This window comes from Microcoleus sp. B3-D2, assembly GCF_036705345.1.
Classification (GTDB): Bacteria; Cyanobacteriota; Cyanobacteriia; order Cyanobacteriales; family Microcoleaceae; genus Microcoleus.
The window spans coordinates 27,610-44,173 of the sequence record NZ_JAUBUG010000022.1 but is presented as its reverse complement, the minus strand read 5'-3'; the positions used below and the strand labels follow the sequence as shown (position 1 = coordinate 44,173).

Genomic DNA, 16,564 nt, shown 5'->3' with positions numbered 1-16,564 from the left:
TTGACATACTTAGTTAGTAGAGTTAGTAATAGTGGATCAAGTTTAATCGACAAGTAAGCAGACTAAGCTTGGAGCCAAAATTATGACTAATTATGACATTTTTGACGAACCATACTACCTGGCGCAATATCCTTGGGTGAAACCGGCTATTGATGCAGGAATTATAAAATCCGGCAGAGAACACTTTGAAAAGTTCGGTCAAGCCCGCGGTCTCACCAAAGTATCGCGTTACTTTGACGAAGAAACCTATCTAGCTCAAAATCTAGATCTTGCTCCCTTTGTTCGCACCGCCAATAATCAAAACGCGCCTTTTGCGTCTGGTTTAGACCAATTTATTCAGTTTGGCTACGAAGAAGGCCGCACTCGCGTATCGCCTGACTACAACGAAGATTTTTATTTAGCAAATAACCCAGAACTGCTACCACTTGTTCAGAACGGAACTTTCAAAAATGGCTACCAGCACTTCATCAAATTCGGAAATAAAGAGGGCAGATTTGCGACTTCTTTTTGGGAACCGAAATACTTAATCGACAACCCCGACATCGCACCGTTTGTCAACTCAGGAGCCTTGAAAACTGGTCGAGAACATTATTTCAAATTTGGGCAATTTGAGCAGAGGCGCTCCGCTACTTTTGTCGGAAGCCGGGGCAATGATATCCTTACTGGTGTAGGGGTAGGGGATGTCGAATTAAAGGGAGTTGAAGTAGGCTCCCTTAACAGCACCGTAGGGACTGAAAGTGACGGCAGCAACGAATTCGATACTCTGATTGGCGGTACGGGTCGCGATACATTCGTGTTCGGGGAAACTTTAATAGGCAGTAGAGCGTTTTTTCGTGGATTTAAAACTTTCTACATTGGGCCGGGTTTTGCTACAATTCGGAACTTTACCCAAGGTCAGGATAGAATCAAACTCAGTGACTCTTCCTTAGATAGCTACATTCTGGTTCCCACCAACAATAATCGAGATTTAGCAATCCAAACGAACGGCTTGCCCTTCGATCAAAATGGAGTTAGCCAAACCAGCCGCGGTGACACGATCGCAGTTATTGAAGGTGGCGGAAATCTCAAGTTGAATTTATTACCACAATCTTCTTTTGGGACACTTTTACTTGGATAGAAATATCGCAGCTATTCGGGATTTGCCTGATTGCTGCTTTCGGTGGGATAATTAATTGTACCCTCCAGAAACCGGGTTTCTCGAATAAACCCGGCTTCTAAGTCTTTAATGGCGATCGCGCGCTAGCTTCAAAACCTCAACTGCATCTTTGTGACCTTCCGATGACGCCCAAATTAACGCAGTCCAAGTATTATTATCATACGCTTTGATATCAGCTCCTTTATCGATTAAAAATTCCACAACTTGAGTGCGCCCGCTGCCTGCAGCACTCATCAAAGCCGTCAAACCAAAATTAGTTTTAGCATTCACATCCGCCCCCGCCTCCAGCAAAAGCTGTACAATCTCGGTATGTCCGGCAGCAGCGGCACTCATTAACGGCGTCCACCCGTCATTGTCGTGACTGTTGACATCCGCACCAGCAGCCAGCAATTTTTTGACGATCGCCGAATTGCCAGCCTCAGCCGCAGCCGTCAAAGCCGTCGCACCTTCCTCATCTTTGGCATTGATATCTGCACGCTGTTCGATCGCACTTTCTACAGCCGCAACATCACCCGTCTTGACGGCATTAATTAAATCTGTCATAAAATCTCCGTTGCATCCTCTCAAATATTAAATCCTATGGCAGTAGATATTTTAATCCTCTCCAACGGCCCCGGAGAATTGGCAACTTGGGTGCGTCCCGCCGTGCAAGCTTTGCGCGAGCAATTGGGAAACGCGGGCACTCAAGCGCGAATCTCTGTGGTGCTGTCCCCCTGTCCGCACGCCACCGGGAAAGAAGCAGAAATAGCCTGTTCCTACCCTGAAGTGGACAGAGTGCAGGCGCCGGAGCATTTTTTTCCATTCCTATTATCTGGCAAAACTGCTGAAAATTGGGATTGGCACGAAACAGGAGTTGTTTTATTTTTAGGCGGCGATCAATTTTTTACAGTTGTGATTGGCAAAAGACTCAAATATCGCACTGTTATTTATGCTGAATGGGACGCGCGGTGGTATCGCTGGATTGATAAATTTGCGGCGATGAAACCAGAAGTTTTTGCTAAAATTCCCGAAAAATATGCTAAGAAATTTACAGTTGTCGGAGATTTGATTTCCGAAGTAGCGAACGGGAAATCGGGCAGGGCGAGTACGGGGGCACCGCCCCTACGGAAAATAGAATTAATTGGATTGTTGCCCGGTTCTAAAGCCGCCAAATTAGCTTTAGGTGTACCGTTATGTTTGTCGATCGCCCAATCCATCCATCGCCTCCGCCCTGAAACTCGCTTTGTAATTCCCGTTGCTCCTACCATAGATGTGCAAACTCTAGCAGGTTTTGCCGACCCTGAACAAAATCCTTGCCTGCATTTATTTGAGAACGCCAGCGCCGAACTTCATTTAACAGAACGGCCGTTTTTGCAGACAGCAAATAACTTGCAAGTAGAACTTTGGACGCAGACGCCCGCCTACGATTTGCTATCAGAATGCAGCCTGTGTTTAACTACTGTGGGAGCGAATACTGCCGAATTGGGTTCGTTAGCTGTACCGATGATTGTTTTGATTCCGACGCAGCAATTGGATGCGATGAAAGCTTGGGACGGATTGCCGGGATTGCTGGCAAATTTGCCGTTAGTCGGATCAGCTTTTGCGACTGCGATTAATTGGCTAATCTGGCAATTGGGAAAGGGAAAGCTTTATGCTTGGCCTAATATTTGGGCACAGGAGGAGATTGTGCCGGAGTTAATTGGGAAGCTGGAACCCGATGCTGTGGCTCAATTGGCGATCGACTATTTGATCCATCCTGATAAATTAGCACAAATAAGCGATCGTTTGCGTGCGGTTCGAGGAGAATCGGGGGCGGCGAAAAAAATTGCTGAATTGGTTTGTGAAGAAATTGAGGTGCAATCTAATTCTGAGATGATTTAGATTTTTTTATTTTTAACCGCAGATGAAGGCGGATGAACGCGGATGAACGCAGATTTAATACGGATTAATTGGTGAAAACAGGCAAAAGAAATTTTATTTTCTCTTGCCTGTTTATTATCCAAAAACTGGATCGGTTCTCAAGTTAAGCCCGATCGTGCTTAGCAATCACCCAAACAGCGTGGATTGTACCCGGAAACAAGAAAAAACAGCTTAGAACCAGGTTTATCCAAAAATCTCTGCCTATGCCGACCGTCATAAATACGCCCAGAGGGGGAACAAAAATTGCAGCGAGTATGCGAAGTAAATTGCCCATCTCAGTTACTCCAAACGAGTTTTCTCTTTCAATTTAACTTCACTGACTGACAGAGCCTTTCCCGAAAAATTTAGGCGGTGCTGCCATAGTGTAAACTTCGGTTTCAGCGGCAATTACCTGCCGCAAGTGACCGGGAACTTGCATCAACCCCAACAGTGTAATTCCGTCGAACATCCGCAACCCGCCAGTTGTTTTCTCGGCGAGTAATTTGTCAGTAACTTCGGGATCGGGTCGCGTATTTATTTCTTGATTAGAAGCTACGGCAAAACCCCAAGGAGCTCCATAAGTAGAAATAAAGCTGGTGCAGGATTGAACATTGGAAAAAACAGATTTAAGAGTATTTACAATGCGAGCGTGCATTTTCATTTCGGCCGGAGAAACTGGGCCCGCTTGCACTACGAAATATCCGTTAGGTGACATTACGCTGCGAACTTTCTCAAAATACTCCTTGGTAAACAACTGGAAAGATGGGCCTTCTTCAATGGGATCGGACAAGTCAGAAATGACAATATCCCAATCATTGTCTGTTTTGTCTAAATAGTCCAAAGCATCGCCAATTACTACTTCGCAGCGGGGGTCGTCAAAGGCATTTTGGTGCATTTCTGGCAGGTGTTCGCGGCAAGCTTCTACTACTTCGCCGTCAATGTCGATCATCACGACTTTTTCAACTGTTTTCCAGCGCAGAACTTCTCTAATCGTAGCTCCTTCTCCGCCGCCGAGAACGAGGACTTTTTTGGGTGAACCGTGACAAATCATGGCTGGGTGCACCAGGGGTTCGTGGTACAGAAACTCGTCGCCTGTACAAGATTGCCACTTACCGTCTAAAACTAAGCCTTTGCCGTAGGTACCGGTCTGAACTACGTACATTTCTTGATAGGCTGTTTTCTTGTAAGCGAGCACCGCGATGACGCCGTGAACGTAAATATCCCAAGGGGTAATGTACTCGCTCATCCAAAAATCGGCACGAACTTCGCTACCTGACATCAATTACTCTCCAAATATAAACGGCTGTGTCGATGTTGTCACAAGTAGTAGTTATTAGCACAAAATGGTGCGGGTGTGTGAGTACGATCGACACATTAAAGTGAGATTTCTCAGCAATGCTATAGTGTGATTGCGTTCTGGGAGAGAGCAACGAGCTTGTTACTTGAGATTGCTTGTGCGCGATCGCGCGCCCAGCCGATCGCACTTTTCCCGTCGCCCCGGAGTCTGATCGCACTCACATTTAATATTTTCGCTTTGCATTGCCGACGGGTTTTGTACAAAGGTTGTCTGAATCGGGCATTTTTTTGCGCTGGGCCCGCCTTTATAAGTTTGCGATCGCCCTGCTTATTTATCAATAATCGGATGAAAAGCCCACAAATGCGAGTACAGGGAAGAAAAGTAGCGATCGGTTTTAACGAGATTTGTTATTAATATGTTGACATTTTGAATGTATCTTAGATAAGATTTTTAGATCTAGCAAACTAAAGGAAGTGTTGAATTTTCCGGACAAAGTTGCCGAGGCGATGGTCGCCGAGATTCTAACTAGGTGAAGGGTGCAATTAAATTTATTAATAAAACTGTTCAGACACTATTTTTAGGTTCAAAATAATAGCCGATGGAACCAACAGACTGGGAAAACCGAATCAAAGAGCTGGAAAAGGAAAATCGAATCCTGCGGAAAAAACTCGAAACTTCGGAAAGCGAACGCAACCAATTAGAAGCCCTTAATCAAAAAAAAGAATCTTTGCTAAAAATAGTCACTGCGGAATTTATAGATTCCGAAAAGATTTTAATAGCAAGAATTTCTACACTAGAAAAAGCTCTAGAAAACCAGCAAACAATGCAGCTCAAATTGATCGAAGCAGAAAAGATGTCTGCTTTGGGGATTTTGGTAGCTGGTATCGCCCACGAAATCAACAATCCCGTCAACTTCATCTACGGCAATATTACCTATGTCAATGATTACACTGGCGACCTTTTAAAATTGCTCGCAATGTACCAGGATCGCTATCCCGAAACAGATGCAGAGATTGAAGCTTTTATTGACAAAATTGACCTCAACTTTCTGCGCGAAGATTTGTTGAAAACTCTTTCGTCAATGAAAGTTGGCTCCGAGCGCATCCGCGAAATTGTGCTGACTTTACGCAATTTTGCGCGGGTAGATGAAGCAGAAAAGAAACCAGTTAATATTCACGAAGGAATTGACAGCACCTTGTTAATATTGCAAAACTTGACTAAAGAAAAACCCGGTCATGCGGCTATAAAAATTGTTAAAAATTATGGACAATTGCCGAAAATTGAATGTTATGCGGGGCAATTAAACCAGGTATTTATGAACATCATTAATAATGCTGTTGATGCCGTGCGGGAGCGAGATCAAAAGCTTTCCATAGGCGAAATAGAAGCCAACCCCAGCCAGATTGTAATTACTACTTCTATTTTTTCCGAAAATTGGACGAGAATTAGCATCAAAGATAATGGTTTGGGAATGAATGAAGCTGTAAAAGGGAAAATTTTCAATCCGTTTTTCACCACAAAACCAGTCGGCCACGGGACGGGCTTGGGACTGTCAATTAGCTATCAAATTGTTGTGGACAAACACGGCGGGAGGTTGGAGTGCATATCCGCAATGGGAGAAGGTACTGAATTCGTGATCGAGATTCCGATCGCCAATTCCCGCAGCTAAGATCGATCGATCGAGCTAAACTGAGGGATAATGAAAACTCCCTTTGACCGCGGCTCCTCCTAGTTTGATGTGCAACCCTATGTCTACTGTCACTTTTGGTTTGTCAACCCCTATAGCGGCAGAGGCCGGGGCATCCTACGGCAGCAGCGAACCGCCACAGCGCCCCACCGTGCGGGCAGAGTGGATCGAGGTATTGGTGGACTCTCCTTTCAGGGTTGCGGGGGACTCGTCTGGGGAGGAAAATAAGTTATTTACCTATCGTTTACCTGCGGAACTTACCGTGCAACCAGGGGATATTTTGAGTGTACCCTTTGGCAGTCAACAGGTAGGCGCGATCGCGATTCGATTCATTTCTCAACTGCCGCCCGACTTAGATCCGGCGCGGGTTAAAGATGTCGAAGATGTTGTCAGTACGGGATTTTTCCCACCGACTTACTGGGAATTGCTCGATCGCACTGCCACCTATTATTGCACACCTTTAATTCAAGTAATTAGAGCCTCGCTGCCACCCGGTTTGTTAAGCCGTTCGGTGCGCCGAATTCGCTTAATTAAGGACGCAATTTCTCCGAATGCCGAAACATTTCTCAATCCCGCCGCGAGTCAAATTTTGCAATTGCTGCAAGCTCAAAAAAACGGCGATTACACTTGGCAATACCTCCAGCGCCAAGTTAAGGGAAGTTATCGGGGATTGAAAGATTTATTGAAACGCGGTTGGGTAGAAAGTTATTTAGAACCTCCCAATCCTCCCAAACCACAACTCAAACCGGCAGTGACATTAATTGCTAGTGCATTTGTCACAGATTTAACCAAGCGGCAACAAGAAGTATTGGAAGTTTTGCGGCGCGGCGGCGGTGAAATGTGGCTGAATGATTTGTTGAGAATTTGCAGCGCGAGTTCTTCGGTTGTAAAAGCTTTGGAACAAAAAGGTAGCGTTGTAATTGACCAAAGGGAAGTTCTCAGGGGCGATCGCGGAATTTCTCAATTGCCCGATGCACCAAAAACTTTAACTCATTTTCAAGCTCAAGCCTTAGCGTTTATTAACTCTTTTTCGGGTTTCCGTCAAGTGCTGCTGCACGGCGTTACAGGTTCCGGGAAAACCGAAGTGTATTTGCAGGCGATCGCCCCCATCTTAGCCAGTGGCAAATCCGCCCTCGTACTCGTTCCCGAAATCGGCCTCACACCGCAACTTACCGATCGATTCCGAGCCCGTTTTGGCGAGCAAATTTGCGTGTACCACAGCGCCCTATCCGACGGCGAACGTTACGATACATGGCGTCAGATGCTGACTGGAACCCCGCAAATTGTCATCGGCACGCGATCGGCCATTTTTGCTCCTTTACCTCACCTCGGCTTAATTATCCTCGATGAAGAACACGACAGCAGCTTCAAACAAGACCAACCAGCCCCCTGCTACCACGCCCGCACCGTTGCCAAATGGCGCGCCGAATTAGAAAATTGTCCCTTAATTTTAGGTTCCGCAACGCCAGCTTTAGAGACTTTTGTCAGGACGCGAAGAGATTATTACTCGTTACCCAATATCCATTATTTATCATTGCCCGATCGCATTTATTCGCGCCCGATGCCGCCTGTGGAAATAGTCGATATGCGCCAAGAATTGCGGCAAGGGAACCGCTCAATTTTCAGCGCTTCCCTGCAAAATGCCCTGGAACAATTGCGAGCAAGACAACAGCAAGGTATTTTATTTATTCACAGAAGAGGACACAGTACCTTTGTCTCTTGTCGGAGTTGCGGCTATGTGATGGAATGCCCGAACTGCGATGTTTCGCTTTCTTATCACCACGTGGGCGAAGCAACCGCAGAAATATTGCGCTGTCACTACTGCAACCACACGGAACGACACCCCCAAAACTGCCCGGAATGCAGTTCTCCTTACTTCAAAAACTTTGGTAGTGGCACTCAGCGAGTCGAACAGGAATTAACGAGATTGTTTCCTGAATTGCGGGCAATTCGGTTTGACAGCGATACGACTAGAAATAAGGGGGACCACCGCAGATTGTTAACGCAATTTGCCAATGGGGAAGCTGACATTTTGTTGGGTACGCAAATGCTGACGAAAGGGTTAGATTTAGCTGGAGTAACCTTGGTGGGAGTTGTGTCTGCTGATGGGTTGCTAAACTTATCGGATTATCGGGCCAGCGAACGAGCTTTTCAAACATTAACTCAAGTCGCGGGCCGTGCGGGCAGAGGCGACGATCCGGGGCGGGTAATTATTCAAACTTATACTCCCGAACACCGGGTAATTCAAGCAGTTAGGCGGCACGAATATGCAGATTTTGTGGAAACCGAATTAGCAGAAAGAGCGGCGCTGAATTATCCACCTTCGGGGCGGCTGATTTTGTTGCGGTTGAGCAGTGTAGATGCGGCAGAAGTGGCGGTGACGGCGGTACAGTTGGCCTCTGTTTGTCAGGAGTATATTGAGCGATTGTCTGTACCGGGGTGTGAGTTGTTGGGGCCTGCACCTGCGGCGATTATGAGGGTGGCAAATCGCTATCGGTGGCAGATTTTGCTGAAGTTGCCTTTGGATGAGTCGGTGGATTTGTCGGATTTGATCGGATTGCGCGATCGCACGCCGCGTTCTGTTAGTTTAACTATTGATGTCGATCCGTTGAATTTTGGTTGATTGGTGGTGGAGAAATGCGATCGGGCACAGGAGAGGGCGGGCACGGGGGCACCGCCCCTACGATTATTTTGGGGTAGGGAAACGGCACTGCCGTGTCCTTGATCCTGTCAACCGTAGGGAAACGGCACTGCCGTGTCCTCGATGCTGTCAACCGTAGGGAAACCGCACTGCCGTGTCCTCGATGCTGTCAACAAGGGCGTTAAACCCTCAGTCCGGCAGGGGTTTCAACCCCTGCCTCAAAGCGAAAGTCCTCTTAAGAGGACTGAGAAAAAGACTTGTAAACTGATTAGTCCTCTTCAGAGGACTTTCGCTATTAGACAGGGAATTCATTCCCTGGCGGACTGCCGGGTAGGCGGGAGGACTGGCGGACAAAAAGCTTAAGTTGACGCGACGAAAGGCACGGCGCCGTGTCCGTACTGTAAATCCTACCAACTAAGGCAAATCAGTGCTCCCCATCAGATAAAGGTCGCACTCCCGGGCCACGCCGCGCCCTTCATTAATCGCCCAAACAACCAAACTTTGTCCCCGGCGACAGTCACCAGCCGCGAAAACTCCCGGAATGCTGGTTGTATATTTTTCGTGCTCGGCTTTCACATTGCTGCGGGCGTCGCGTTCCAATCCCAGCGCATCCAGCAAGGGCTGTTCCGGGCCGAGGAAGCCCATCGCTAGCAACACAAGCTGTGCGGGCAACACTTTTTCCGTGCCCGGGATGTGATTCGGAATAAACTGCCCTTTCTCGTTTTTCGCCCACTCCACCTCAACGGTGTGCACAGCTTTGACATTGCCGTTTTCGTCGCCCTCGAACTTTGTCGCCGTGGTGAGATAGCCGCGGGGGTCGTCGCCGAATTTGGCTGCGGCTTCTTCTTGGCCGTAGTCGAGACGGTAGACTTTCGGCCATTCGGGCCAGGGATTGTTGGCGGCGCGTTCCGAGGGCGGTTTGGGCAGGATTTCTAGCTGTACGAGGCTTTTGCAGCCGTGGCGGATGGAGGTGCCCACGCAGTCGGTGCCGGTGTCGCCACCGCCGATGATCGCGATATCTTTGCCTTCGGCGGAGATGAAGTTATCGTTGGTACTCTTGTCTAAAACTGCTTTGGTGTTCGCAGTCAGGAAGTCCATTGCGAAGTGGATGCCTTTTAATTCGCGGCCGGGGATGCCCAAGTCGCGGGGTTTTGTCGCGCCGGTACAGAGCACAACGGAGTCGTATTCTTTTAGCAGTTGTTCTGCTGGTAAGTCTTTGCCGACTTCGGTGTTGCAGACGAATGTCACCCCTTCGTCTTCGAGGACTTTCAGGCGCCGCATTACGACTTGTTCTTTGTCTAGCTTCATGTTGGGGATGCCATACATTAGCAGGCCGCCTGGTCGATCGGCTCTTTCGTATACAGTTACCCAATGACCGGCTTTATTTAGTTGCGCGGCGGCGGACAAACCGGCGGGCCCGGAACCGATGACGGCGATTTTTTTGCCGGTGCGTTTGGCGGGTGGTTCGGCAGTAACCCAGCCTTCATCCCAGCCTTTATCAATAATTGCGGCTTCGATGTTTTTAATCGTGACTGGGGGGTTGTTGATGCCGAGCACGCAAGCGCCTTCGCAGGGTGCGGGACAGACGCGGCCGGTGAATTCGGGGAAGTTGTTGGTTTTATGGAGTCTGTCTAGGGCTTCTTTCCAGAGTCCGCGATATACGAGGTCGTTCCATTCGGGGATGAGGTTGTTAATGGGGCAGCCGCTTGCCATGCCGCTGATAATTGTGCCCGTGTGGCAAAACGGAATGCCGCAATCCATGCAGCGCGCGCCTTGGGTGCGGAGTTTATCCTCCTCCATCGGCAGGTGAAATTCGTCCCAGTTGTGGACTCTCTCGACTGGTGAGAGTTCGGAGGGCAATTCGCGCAAGAATTCGATAAAGCCTGTTGGTTTTCCCATAGTGGTGTTCTGGTTAGAATTTACTATTCTGTCAGTTTCTCAAAGGTGAAGCTGGCGGGCTTCTGAATTAACTATTGTGATCTAAATTGTGTGCGATCGCAGCTCAGATTGAGCAATTCCTACCTGAAATCTTCAATATCGCCGGGAGTCGGGGAATTGTCGGCAGCCGTAAAATATACCGCGACAGCAAAGAAAGCGGGTTTTTTACGGGGATTAAAGGTTTTAAAGGTTTTGATGCAGTATTTTCGTCAATCAAACCCGGTTTCTGCGTAATTTCAGCATCGCTTACTCTCGGACGATCGCACGTCACCGATAATCCCACATCTGCAAACGCTGACGGTTAACTCTTCGGGCCCGCCAGCGTCGACTTTGAAGCGCAGTCACCATGAGGAGGGCATCGAAATACAATACAAAAAGTTACAGGTGTTGCAAAATATTATTTTAAAGATATACTACTGTAAATCGGTCAGATAAGCGGGGTTAGCTTGGCTAACTCCTGAAATAGGTAAATAAACTCATGAGCATTACAGTTCAGAACGTATCGAAACACTTCGGCTCCTTCCACGCAATTGACAACGTGAATTTGGAAATTAAAAGGGGTTCTTTAGTCGCGCTGTTGGGGCCTTCCGGTTCCGGGAAATCGACTCTGCTGAGGATGATCGCGGGGCTAGAACCGCCGGACAGCGGTCAGATTTACCTGACGGGTGAAAATGCTACTCATCAGTCGGTGCAGGAACGGCATATCGGTTTTGTGTTTCAGCACTACGCTTTATTTAAACACATGAGTATTAGGAAAAATATTGCTTTTGCGATGGAAATTCGCAAAGTTCCTAAAGGCTCGATTAGCAGGCGGGTTGATGAACTTTTGGATTTAGTGCAGTTGACAGGTTTGGGCGATCGCTATCCTTCGCAACTTTCCGGCGGCCAGCGGCAGCGGGTTGCTTTGGCCAGAGCTCTCGCAGTTCAACCAAAAGTGCTGCTGCTAGACGAACCTTTTGGAGCATTAGATGCTAAAGTACGCAAAGAATTGCGATCGTGGCTGCACAACCTTCATAAAGAAGTTAACATCACCACAGTTTTTGTGACTCACGACCAAGAAGAAGCTATGGAAGTAGCCGATGAAATTGTGGTGATGAACAAAGGTAGAGTCGAACAAGTTGGCACTCCGGCTGAAATTTACGACAAACCGGCATCAGCTTTTGTGATGAGTTTTATTGGGCCGGTCAATGTGCTCTCAAATGCTGCGGGTTTGTTCGCCAGTAACGGCACAACGGCTCGCAATAATGGAGCCGCTCATTCGGACGTAGTGTTTTTGCGCCCCCACGACGTGGAAATTAAAACTAAGCCGGAGTCTGGTTTTTCATTAGCAAAAGTCAGTCGCATCATTCATTTAGGGCGGGAAATACAAACCGAGTTAGTGTTAGAATCCGAGCAAGTAGTAACAGCTTACGTGAGTCGCGAGCGCTTCGATTCTCTACAGTTAACGCGAGATCAGCACGTTTACGTCAAGCCCAAACACGCGATGACTTTCCCTGCTTATTCAATTTAAATCAGCGACTGCATCTTACTCAAAATACTATCGGGGCGCTTCTACAAAACACTGCTCCCACATCGTTACCAGGCTTGTGCCTGGTAATGCTGTCTCGTGGCTCTAAATCGGAGGCAGAGCCTCCTGAAATTCATTCCCAGGCAGAGCCTGAGAACGAGAAAAACGAGAAAACCCAGGCAGAGGCTGGAAGAACTAAAAAAAAGATAGGTGAAGAATATGACTGCTAACAAATTCAAGAATTTAGCAACTAGCACTTTACTTAGTTATCGCCGTTACCTCCAGGCAGGATTAACACTTTGTGCAGGATTGGGACTGTCTGCGATCGCCTCTTCAGTTGCGTACAATTGGGAATACAAATCCATGCAAGCCGAACTGCAAGACCGGCTGGACAAAATAGCTACAGACATTCAGAAAGATGTTAGCAGCAATTTAGAAATAATTCGTGCTGCTGGAGCATTTTACAGCGTATTTGACGGCGTTAAAAAACCAGAAATGAAGACATTCGTTGGTTCTGCCCTGTACCGCCATCCGAGCCTGAAGGCGATCGCTTGGCTGCCCAGTGTTTCTGACTCTCCGCAATTCCTGACTGATGAAATAGATTTAGGTTTAGATTTGACTGCCAATCGGCTAGCGTTAGAAAAAGCCGCCAAAAGACAAGAAATTATTGCGACTGACCGCCAAAAATGGTCTTCACAAAATCAACCAAGCGTTTTCGTGTTCCTGCCAATTTTTAGTCAAATTTCTGCTGGCGACACCGCAGAAGGGTCGCAAAAATTACCTGCTAGAAATCCAGAAAATTTGAAAGGTTTTGCTTTGGGAATTTTGCTCGTTGATGCTATTGTCAAGTCAGCTTTACAGGAAACTCAACTCAACTTTGTTAATGTGTATCTTCAAGATGCTATGGCTCCTGAAGCAGAAAGATTTCTTGCTTTTTACGAAGCAAAGACTAAAAGGATCGTCACCGACGAAAACATTAAAAATCAACTTCAAATTGGGGAAAGAGCTTACTGCCCGGATGGCAGCAGTTGCACCCGCATTCTCAATATTGAAAATCGCAGGTGGTTGCTGCAACTGCGGCTAACGCCAGAGTACATTACTCCTCTAAGATTTTGGCGTTCTTTGACTGTTTTAATTTTTGGGACAATCTTAACTTTGGCGGCGACACTTTATCTAATGAGCTTGTGGAATTATACCGCTTTAATTGAAAAAATAGCAGCAGAACGCACGGCTAAATCTCAAAGGCTAGAACAAACTTTGCAAGAGTTGCAGCAAACTCAAAGTCAATTGATTCAGCAGGAAAAAATGTCTAGTTTGGGTTTATTAGTCGCTGGTGTCGCCCACGAAGTGAACAATCCTATTAGTTTTATTTACGGCAATATTCACCACGCCAGCGCATATACTAGCGATTTGTTGGAGTTGGTTAAACTCTACCAAAAACACTATTTATGCCCTCCTGGGGAAATTTTAGAGTATTTAGAAAAGGTTGACTTTGACTTTCTCAGGAAAGATTTGCCGCAACTGCTGTCTTCGATGAAAATAGGAGCAGATCGCATTGTTCAAATAGTCCAATCTTTGCGGAATTTCTCTCGCTTAGATGAAAGCGAAATGAAACCTGTCAACATCCATGAAGGCATTGACAGCACTCTGCTAATTCTGCAAAGTCGCCTGAAAGCTACAGGCGATCGCCCGCCGATCGAGATTGTTAAAAACTACGGCAATTTACCTTTAGTAGAGTGCTATGCCGGACAATTAAATCAGGTGTTTATGAATATTCTGGCTAATGCGATCGACGCCCTTGAGAGTTACAACCTCGATCGCGGGCCCAAAACAGCGAAAGCCAATCCGATCGCGATCGCCATAACCACAGAATATTCAATCCCTGACAAAATAATTGTGCGGATATCTGACAACGGCCCCGGTATGGCAGAAAATGTCAAAAAACGGCTGTTCGACCCCTTCTTTACGACGAAACCAGTCGGAAAAGGGACAGGATTGGGACTGTCCATCAGCTATAAAATTGTCGTAGAAAAGCACAAAGGTACGCTGCGCTGCGATTCTACACCGGGATTGGGGACGGAATTCTCGATCGAGATTCCGCTGCGGCAAGAAGTCAGACAAGCTGTACCGTTTGTTTCGCGGAAAATATCCGAGGCAGCTTAGAAAGGGCTGGGGAAGGAAAATTTTTTTCTCATTAACTACTGTAATTCGGTCGGGTTATAGTATTATATGTAAGAATGCCACAATCAATACTGCTTTATGCAGCTTAAACCCTCGGCACTGCCGATACTGTATAACCCAAACACGGCGAGAGTAAATATGTTCAGTGACTTGCAAATTATTTACGAACGCGACCCTGCGGCCCGCAACTGGCTGGAAGTATTATTTTGCTATCCCGGACTGCAAGCACTTTTTTTGCACCGGATAGCACACTGGCTTTATTTCGCTGGCTTGCCGTTTGTACCGCGCTTGATTTCGCAACTGAGTCGGTTTTTAACAGGTATTGAGATCCACCCAGGAGCGAAAATTGGTAGGGGCGTGTTTATCGACCACGGCATGGGGGTGGTAATTGGCGAAACTGCGATCGTTGGAGATTATGCTGTAATTTATCAAGGAGCGACAATTGGCGGCACGGGTAAAGAAATAGGAAAACGGCATCCAACGCTGGGAGAAAATGTAGTTGTGGGAGCGGGTGCTAAAGTTTTAGGCAATATTCAAATTGGCAATAATGCTCGGATTGGTGCGGGTTCGGTAGTGCTGCGGGATGTCCCTAGCGATTGCACTGTTGTGGGAATACCCGGTCGCATTATCTCTCGGAAAAAGCAGGTGGAAGATCCTCTAAATTCTCAAGGCTTACCGGATTTGGAAGCTCAAGCGATTCGAGCTTTGTTCGATAGAATTAAGGATTTAGAAGAGCAGGTGGATTTTTTAAAATCTCAATTATCTCCGCTCAAAACAACTCAATCAGAGCAAGCAGAGGTCGAAAAACATGAATTATTCCTGTCTTCTGATTTATTCATTACACAGTTCTTAGACGGTGCAGGAATCTAGTAAAGCTTTAATTTATATAGATTTTGGCCAGCCACACTATCCTGCTGTCATTGGACAAACTAACTTTTATTCTTTCAGTAACTGACTATGACTATTGCTTCTCTTTCCACTAAAACTTTTGATGAAACGAGCAGACATATATTTTCTCGTCGCTCGCACTTGCCCAACAGAAGCAATGCTCTGTGGCGAATTGAAACTGGAGTAGTACGAACTGTAACGTGGCTTGAAGATGGCACAATTATCACCTTGGGATTGTGGGGGCCTGGCGATACGATCGGCAAACCGATATCAAAATGCGATCCTTTTCAAATTGAATGCCTCACTAAAGTCGAAGCAATTTTACTATCGGGCGATCGCTGGCTAAATAGAGATATTTTGCTCAATCACATTCAGCAGGCTGAAGACTTTATGGTAATGCGAGGTTACAAAAGAGTTGATTTTATGCTCTATCAACTATTAACTTGGTTGGCTAAGAGGTTTGGTTCTGAGGTAGAGCGAGGACATCTAATCGATATGATTTTAACGCACCAGGACATTGCAGAAATTATCGGTACAAGTCGCGTAACTGTCACTCGCACCCTTGGTCATTTTGAGCAGCAAGGCTTGATCGATCGTCTGCCGCTCCACCGGATTATTCTACAACCTTCCGAGGTTTGGCACTACGAAATATAAAAGGTTATTAACTGTTAATTGTTTACTAGCGCCGATGTAGGTGATAGGAAGGCGGTCGAAATAATTTTTTCGGTGACAATGCGATATTCCCGCAAATTCACAGTTTTCTAGACAACAAATAATTTGTATTGAAGGTGCGTTAATTAAATTTTCTCCTCGACTCGTCAATAAGTTCAAAAGCAAGGGCGACATCGCACTTGCTTTTTTATTTGTGTTGATTTCTTTCTTCTCACTGCCAACAGATGCGATATCTCGCACCTGTTGACTGCCCTTAAGTAGGTGAGTCTGAACTCATATGTTGCACCATTCTCAATTAGCCTTTTATGAACAGGCAAGATGCCTGTTCCACAAAAGATAAATTTTCTTGTGGAACAGGCATCTTGCCTGTTGCTGACAATGGTGCAAGATATCAGTATGAATAAACTTAACGATGACACAGCATATATCCGCCTACCTACTTAGCAGTTACTTTAAGGCGGGGGTATTGCCTCTAAAATACTCGCTTCCTGCAACATTTGAGACTTTCGGGCTCTACCCGCTTCTGGGTATTCCCAAGACGGTGCAAAGGGTGGAACCAAGAAGGAGCAAGCTTTCCACCCACCCTGTACCCCCACGCCGAGCATCAGGCAGTTTCCGCCCCTGTGCCCGTGCTGCTCGTAAAACCGACAGTGCCGACAGCTTAAACCTACATTTACGTTGCTCACGGGATTCCTCCAACCGTTTTTGTAATAAAAATA

At 46.7% G+C, this 16,564-nt stretch carries 15 protein-coding genes; 9 read left to right on the top strand and 6 right to left on the bottom strand.

The features are described from left to right. The first annotated feature begins 82 nt into the window (after positions 1 to 82). Positions 83 to 1,117, top strand: a complete 1,035-nt coding sequence (locus QUB14_RS10960; RefSeq protein ID WP_333217010.1) for a calcium-binding protein — start codon at positions 83 to 85, stop codon at positions 1,115 to 1,117. 105 nt (positions 1,118 to 1,222) lie between these two features. Here the strand turns inward: QUB14_RS10960 and QUB14_RS10955 are convergent, their stop codons facing one another. After that, positions 1,223 to 1,699: an ankyrin repeat domain-containing protein gene (locus QUB14_RS10955; RefSeq protein ID WP_333217008.1), complete on the bottom strand. Its 477-nt coding sequence runs from the start codon at positions 1,697 to 1,699 to the stop codon at positions 1,223 to 1,225. A 36-nt stretch (positions 1,700 to 1,735) separates the two neighbouring features. Between QUB14_RS10955 and QUB14_RS10950 the strand changes: the two genes are divergently transcribed. Beyond that, complete coding sequence (locus tag QUB14_RS10950) at positions 1,736 to 3,016, top strand: lipid-A-disaccharide synthase (RefSeq protein WP_333217006.1); 1,281 nt, start codon at positions 1,736 to 1,738, stop codon at positions 3,014 to 3,016. 142 nt (positions 3,017 to 3,158) lie between these two features. On the opposite strand, the gene QUB14_RS10945 is transcribed toward QUB14_RS10950, so the two are convergent. From QUB14_RS10945 to QUB14_RS10935, 3 genes are read right to left on the bottom strand one after another with little or no spacing between them, the layout of a single operon-like run. Then, on the bottom strand, positions 3,159 to 3,329 hold the full coding sequence (locus QUB14_RS10945) for a YqaE/Pmp3 family membrane protein (RefSeq protein ID WP_333217004.1): 171 nt from the start codon (positions 3,327 to 3,329) through the stop codon (positions 3,159 to 3,161). A gap of 39 nt (positions 3,330 to 3,368) precedes the next feature. Beyond that, positions 3,369 to 4,313, bottom strand: a complete 945-nt coding sequence (locus tag QUB14_RS10940) for a fused MFS/spermidine synthase (protein WP_333199769.1) — start codon at positions 4,311 to 4,313, stop codon at positions 3,369 to 3,371. After that, positions 4,303 to 4,548, bottom strand: a complete 246-nt coding sequence (locus tag QUB14_RS10935) for a hypothetical protein (RefSeq protein WP_190737957.1) — start codon at positions 4,546 to 4,548, stop codon at positions 4,303 to 4,305. The genes QUB14_RS10940 and QUB14_RS10935 overlap by 11 nt, the downstream gene beginning before the upstream one ends. 381 nt (positions 4,549 to 4,929) lie before the next feature. Between QUB14_RS10935 and QUB14_RS10930 the strand changes: the two genes are divergently transcribed. Continuing rightward, positions 4,930 to 6,000 (top strand): ATP-binding protein, encoded by a 1,071-nt coding sequence (locus QUB14_RS10930; protein ID WP_333217001.1) that lies wholly within the window; start codon positions 4,930 to 4,932, stop codon positions 5,998 to 6,000. 79 nt (positions 6,001 to 6,079) lie between these two features. After that, positions 6,080 to 8,641, top strand: coding sequence for a primosomal protein N' (gene priA, locus QUB14_RS10925; protein WP_333216999.1), 2,562 nt, complete (start codon positions 6,080 to 6,082; stop codon positions 8,639 to 8,641). A gap of 432 nt (positions 8,642 to 9,073) precedes the next feature. Here the strand turns inward: priA and gltD are convergent, their stop codons facing one another. After that, positions 9,074 to 10,558 carry a glutamate synthase small subunit gene (gene gltD, locus QUB14_RS10920; RefSeq protein WP_333216997.1) on the bottom strand — a complete coding sequence of 495 codons (1,485 nt, stop codon included), beginning with the start codon at positions 10,556 to 10,558 and terminating at the stop codon, positions 9,074 to 9,076. 86 nt (positions 10,559 to 10,644) lie between these two features. Between gltD and QUB14_RS10915 the strand changes: the two genes are divergently transcribed. The 5 genes from QUB14_RS10915 to QUB14_RS10895 all read left to right on the top strand — a co-directional run bounded on the left by QUB14_RS10915 (position 10,645) and on the right by QUB14_RS10895 (position 15,827). Continuing rightward, complete coding sequence (locus tag QUB14_RS10915; protein WP_333216995.1) at positions 10,645 to 10,902, top strand: hypothetical protein; 258 nt, start codon at positions 10,645 to 10,647, stop codon at positions 10,900 to 10,902. Between the two features lie 173 nt (positions 10,903 to 11,075). Further along, the gene (locus QUB14_RS10910; RefSeq protein ID WP_333216993.1) at positions 11,076 to 12,107 is read left to right on the top strand and encodes a sulfate ABC transporter ATP-binding protein; all 1,032 of its coding nucleotides are present in this window, start codon (positions 11,076 to 11,078) and stop codon (positions 12,105 to 12,107) included. A gap of 216 nt (positions 12,108 to 12,323) precedes the next feature. Next, positions 12,324 to 14,267: an ATP-binding protein gene (locus QUB14_RS10905; protein WP_333216991.1), complete on the top strand. Its 1,944-nt coding sequence runs from the start codon at positions 12,324 to 12,326 to the stop codon at positions 14,265 to 14,267. 156 nt (positions 14,268 to 14,423) lie between these two features. Continuing rightward, the gene (gene cysE, locus QUB14_RS10900; RefSeq protein ID WP_445251833.1) at positions 14,424 to 15,155 is read left to right on the top strand and encodes a serine O-acetyltransferase; all 732 of its coding nucleotides are present in this window, start codon (positions 14,424 to 14,426) and stop codon (positions 15,153 to 15,155) included. Between the two features lie 87 nt (positions 15,156 to 15,242). Further along, a complete protein-coding gene (locus QUB14_RS10895; protein ID WP_333216987.1) occupies positions 15,243 to 15,827 on the top strand; it encodes a Crp/Fnr family transcriptional regulator in 585 nt (194 codons plus the stop codon). Between the two features lie 470 nt (positions 15,828 to 16,297). On the opposite strand, the gene QUB14_RS10890 is transcribed toward QUB14_RS10895, so the two are convergent. Then, positions 16,298 to 16,531: a hypothetical protein gene (locus QUB14_RS10890; RefSeq protein ID WP_333216985.1), complete on the bottom strand. Its 234-nt coding sequence runs from the start codon at positions 16,529 to 16,531 to the stop codon at positions 16,298 to 16,300. Between the last annotated feature and the right edge of the window lie 33 nt (positions 16,532 to 16,564).

Bases quoted from the DNA above. Each gene is read 5' to 3' on its own strand.
- QUB14_RS10960 (WP_333217010.1), top strand. From the start codon at position 83: ATGACTAATTATGACATTTTTGACGAACCATACTACCTGGCGCAATAT.
- QUB14_RS10955 (WP_333217008.1), bottom strand. From the start codon at position 1,699: ATGACAGATTTAATTAATGCCGTCAAGACGGGTGATGTTGCGGCTGTA.
- QUB14_RS10950 (WP_333217006.1), top strand. From the start codon at position 1,736: ATGGCAGTAGATATTTTAATCCTCTCCAACGGCCCCGGAGAATTGGCA.
- QUB14_RS10945 (WP_333217004.1), bottom strand. From the start codon at position 3,329: ATGGGCAATTTACTTCGCATACTCGCTGCAATTTTTGTTCCCCCTCTG.
- QUB14_RS10940 (WP_333199769.1), bottom strand. From the start codon at position 4,313: ATGTCAGGTAGCGAAGTTCGTGCCGATTTTTGGATGAGCGAGTACATT.
- QUB14_RS10930 (WP_333217001.1), top strand. From the start codon at position 4,930: ATGGAACCAACAGACTGGGAAAACCGAATCAAAGAGCTGGAAAAGGAA.
- priA (WP_333216999.1), top strand. From the start codon at position 6,080: ATGTCTACTGTCACTTTTGGTTTGTCAACCCCTATAGCGGCAGAGGCC.
- gltD (WP_333216997.1), bottom strand. From the start codon at position 10,558: ATGGGAAAACCAACAGGCTTTATCGAATTCTTGCGCGAATTGCCCTCC.
- QUB14_RS10910 (WP_333216993.1), top strand. From the start codon at position 11,076: ATGAGCATTACAGTTCAGAACGTATCGAAACACTTCGGCTCCTTCCAC.
- QUB14_RS10905 (WP_333216991.1), top strand. From the start codon at position 12,324: ATGACTGCTAACAAATTCAAGAATTTAGCAACTAGCACTTTACTTAGT.
- cysE (WP_445251833.1), top strand. From the start codon at position 14,424: ATGTTCAGTGACTTGCAAATTATTTACGAACGCGACCCTGCGGCCCGC.
- QUB14_RS10895 (WP_333216987.1), top strand. From the start codon at position 15,243: ATGACTATTGCTTCTCTTTCCACTAAAACTTTTGATGAAACGAGCAGA.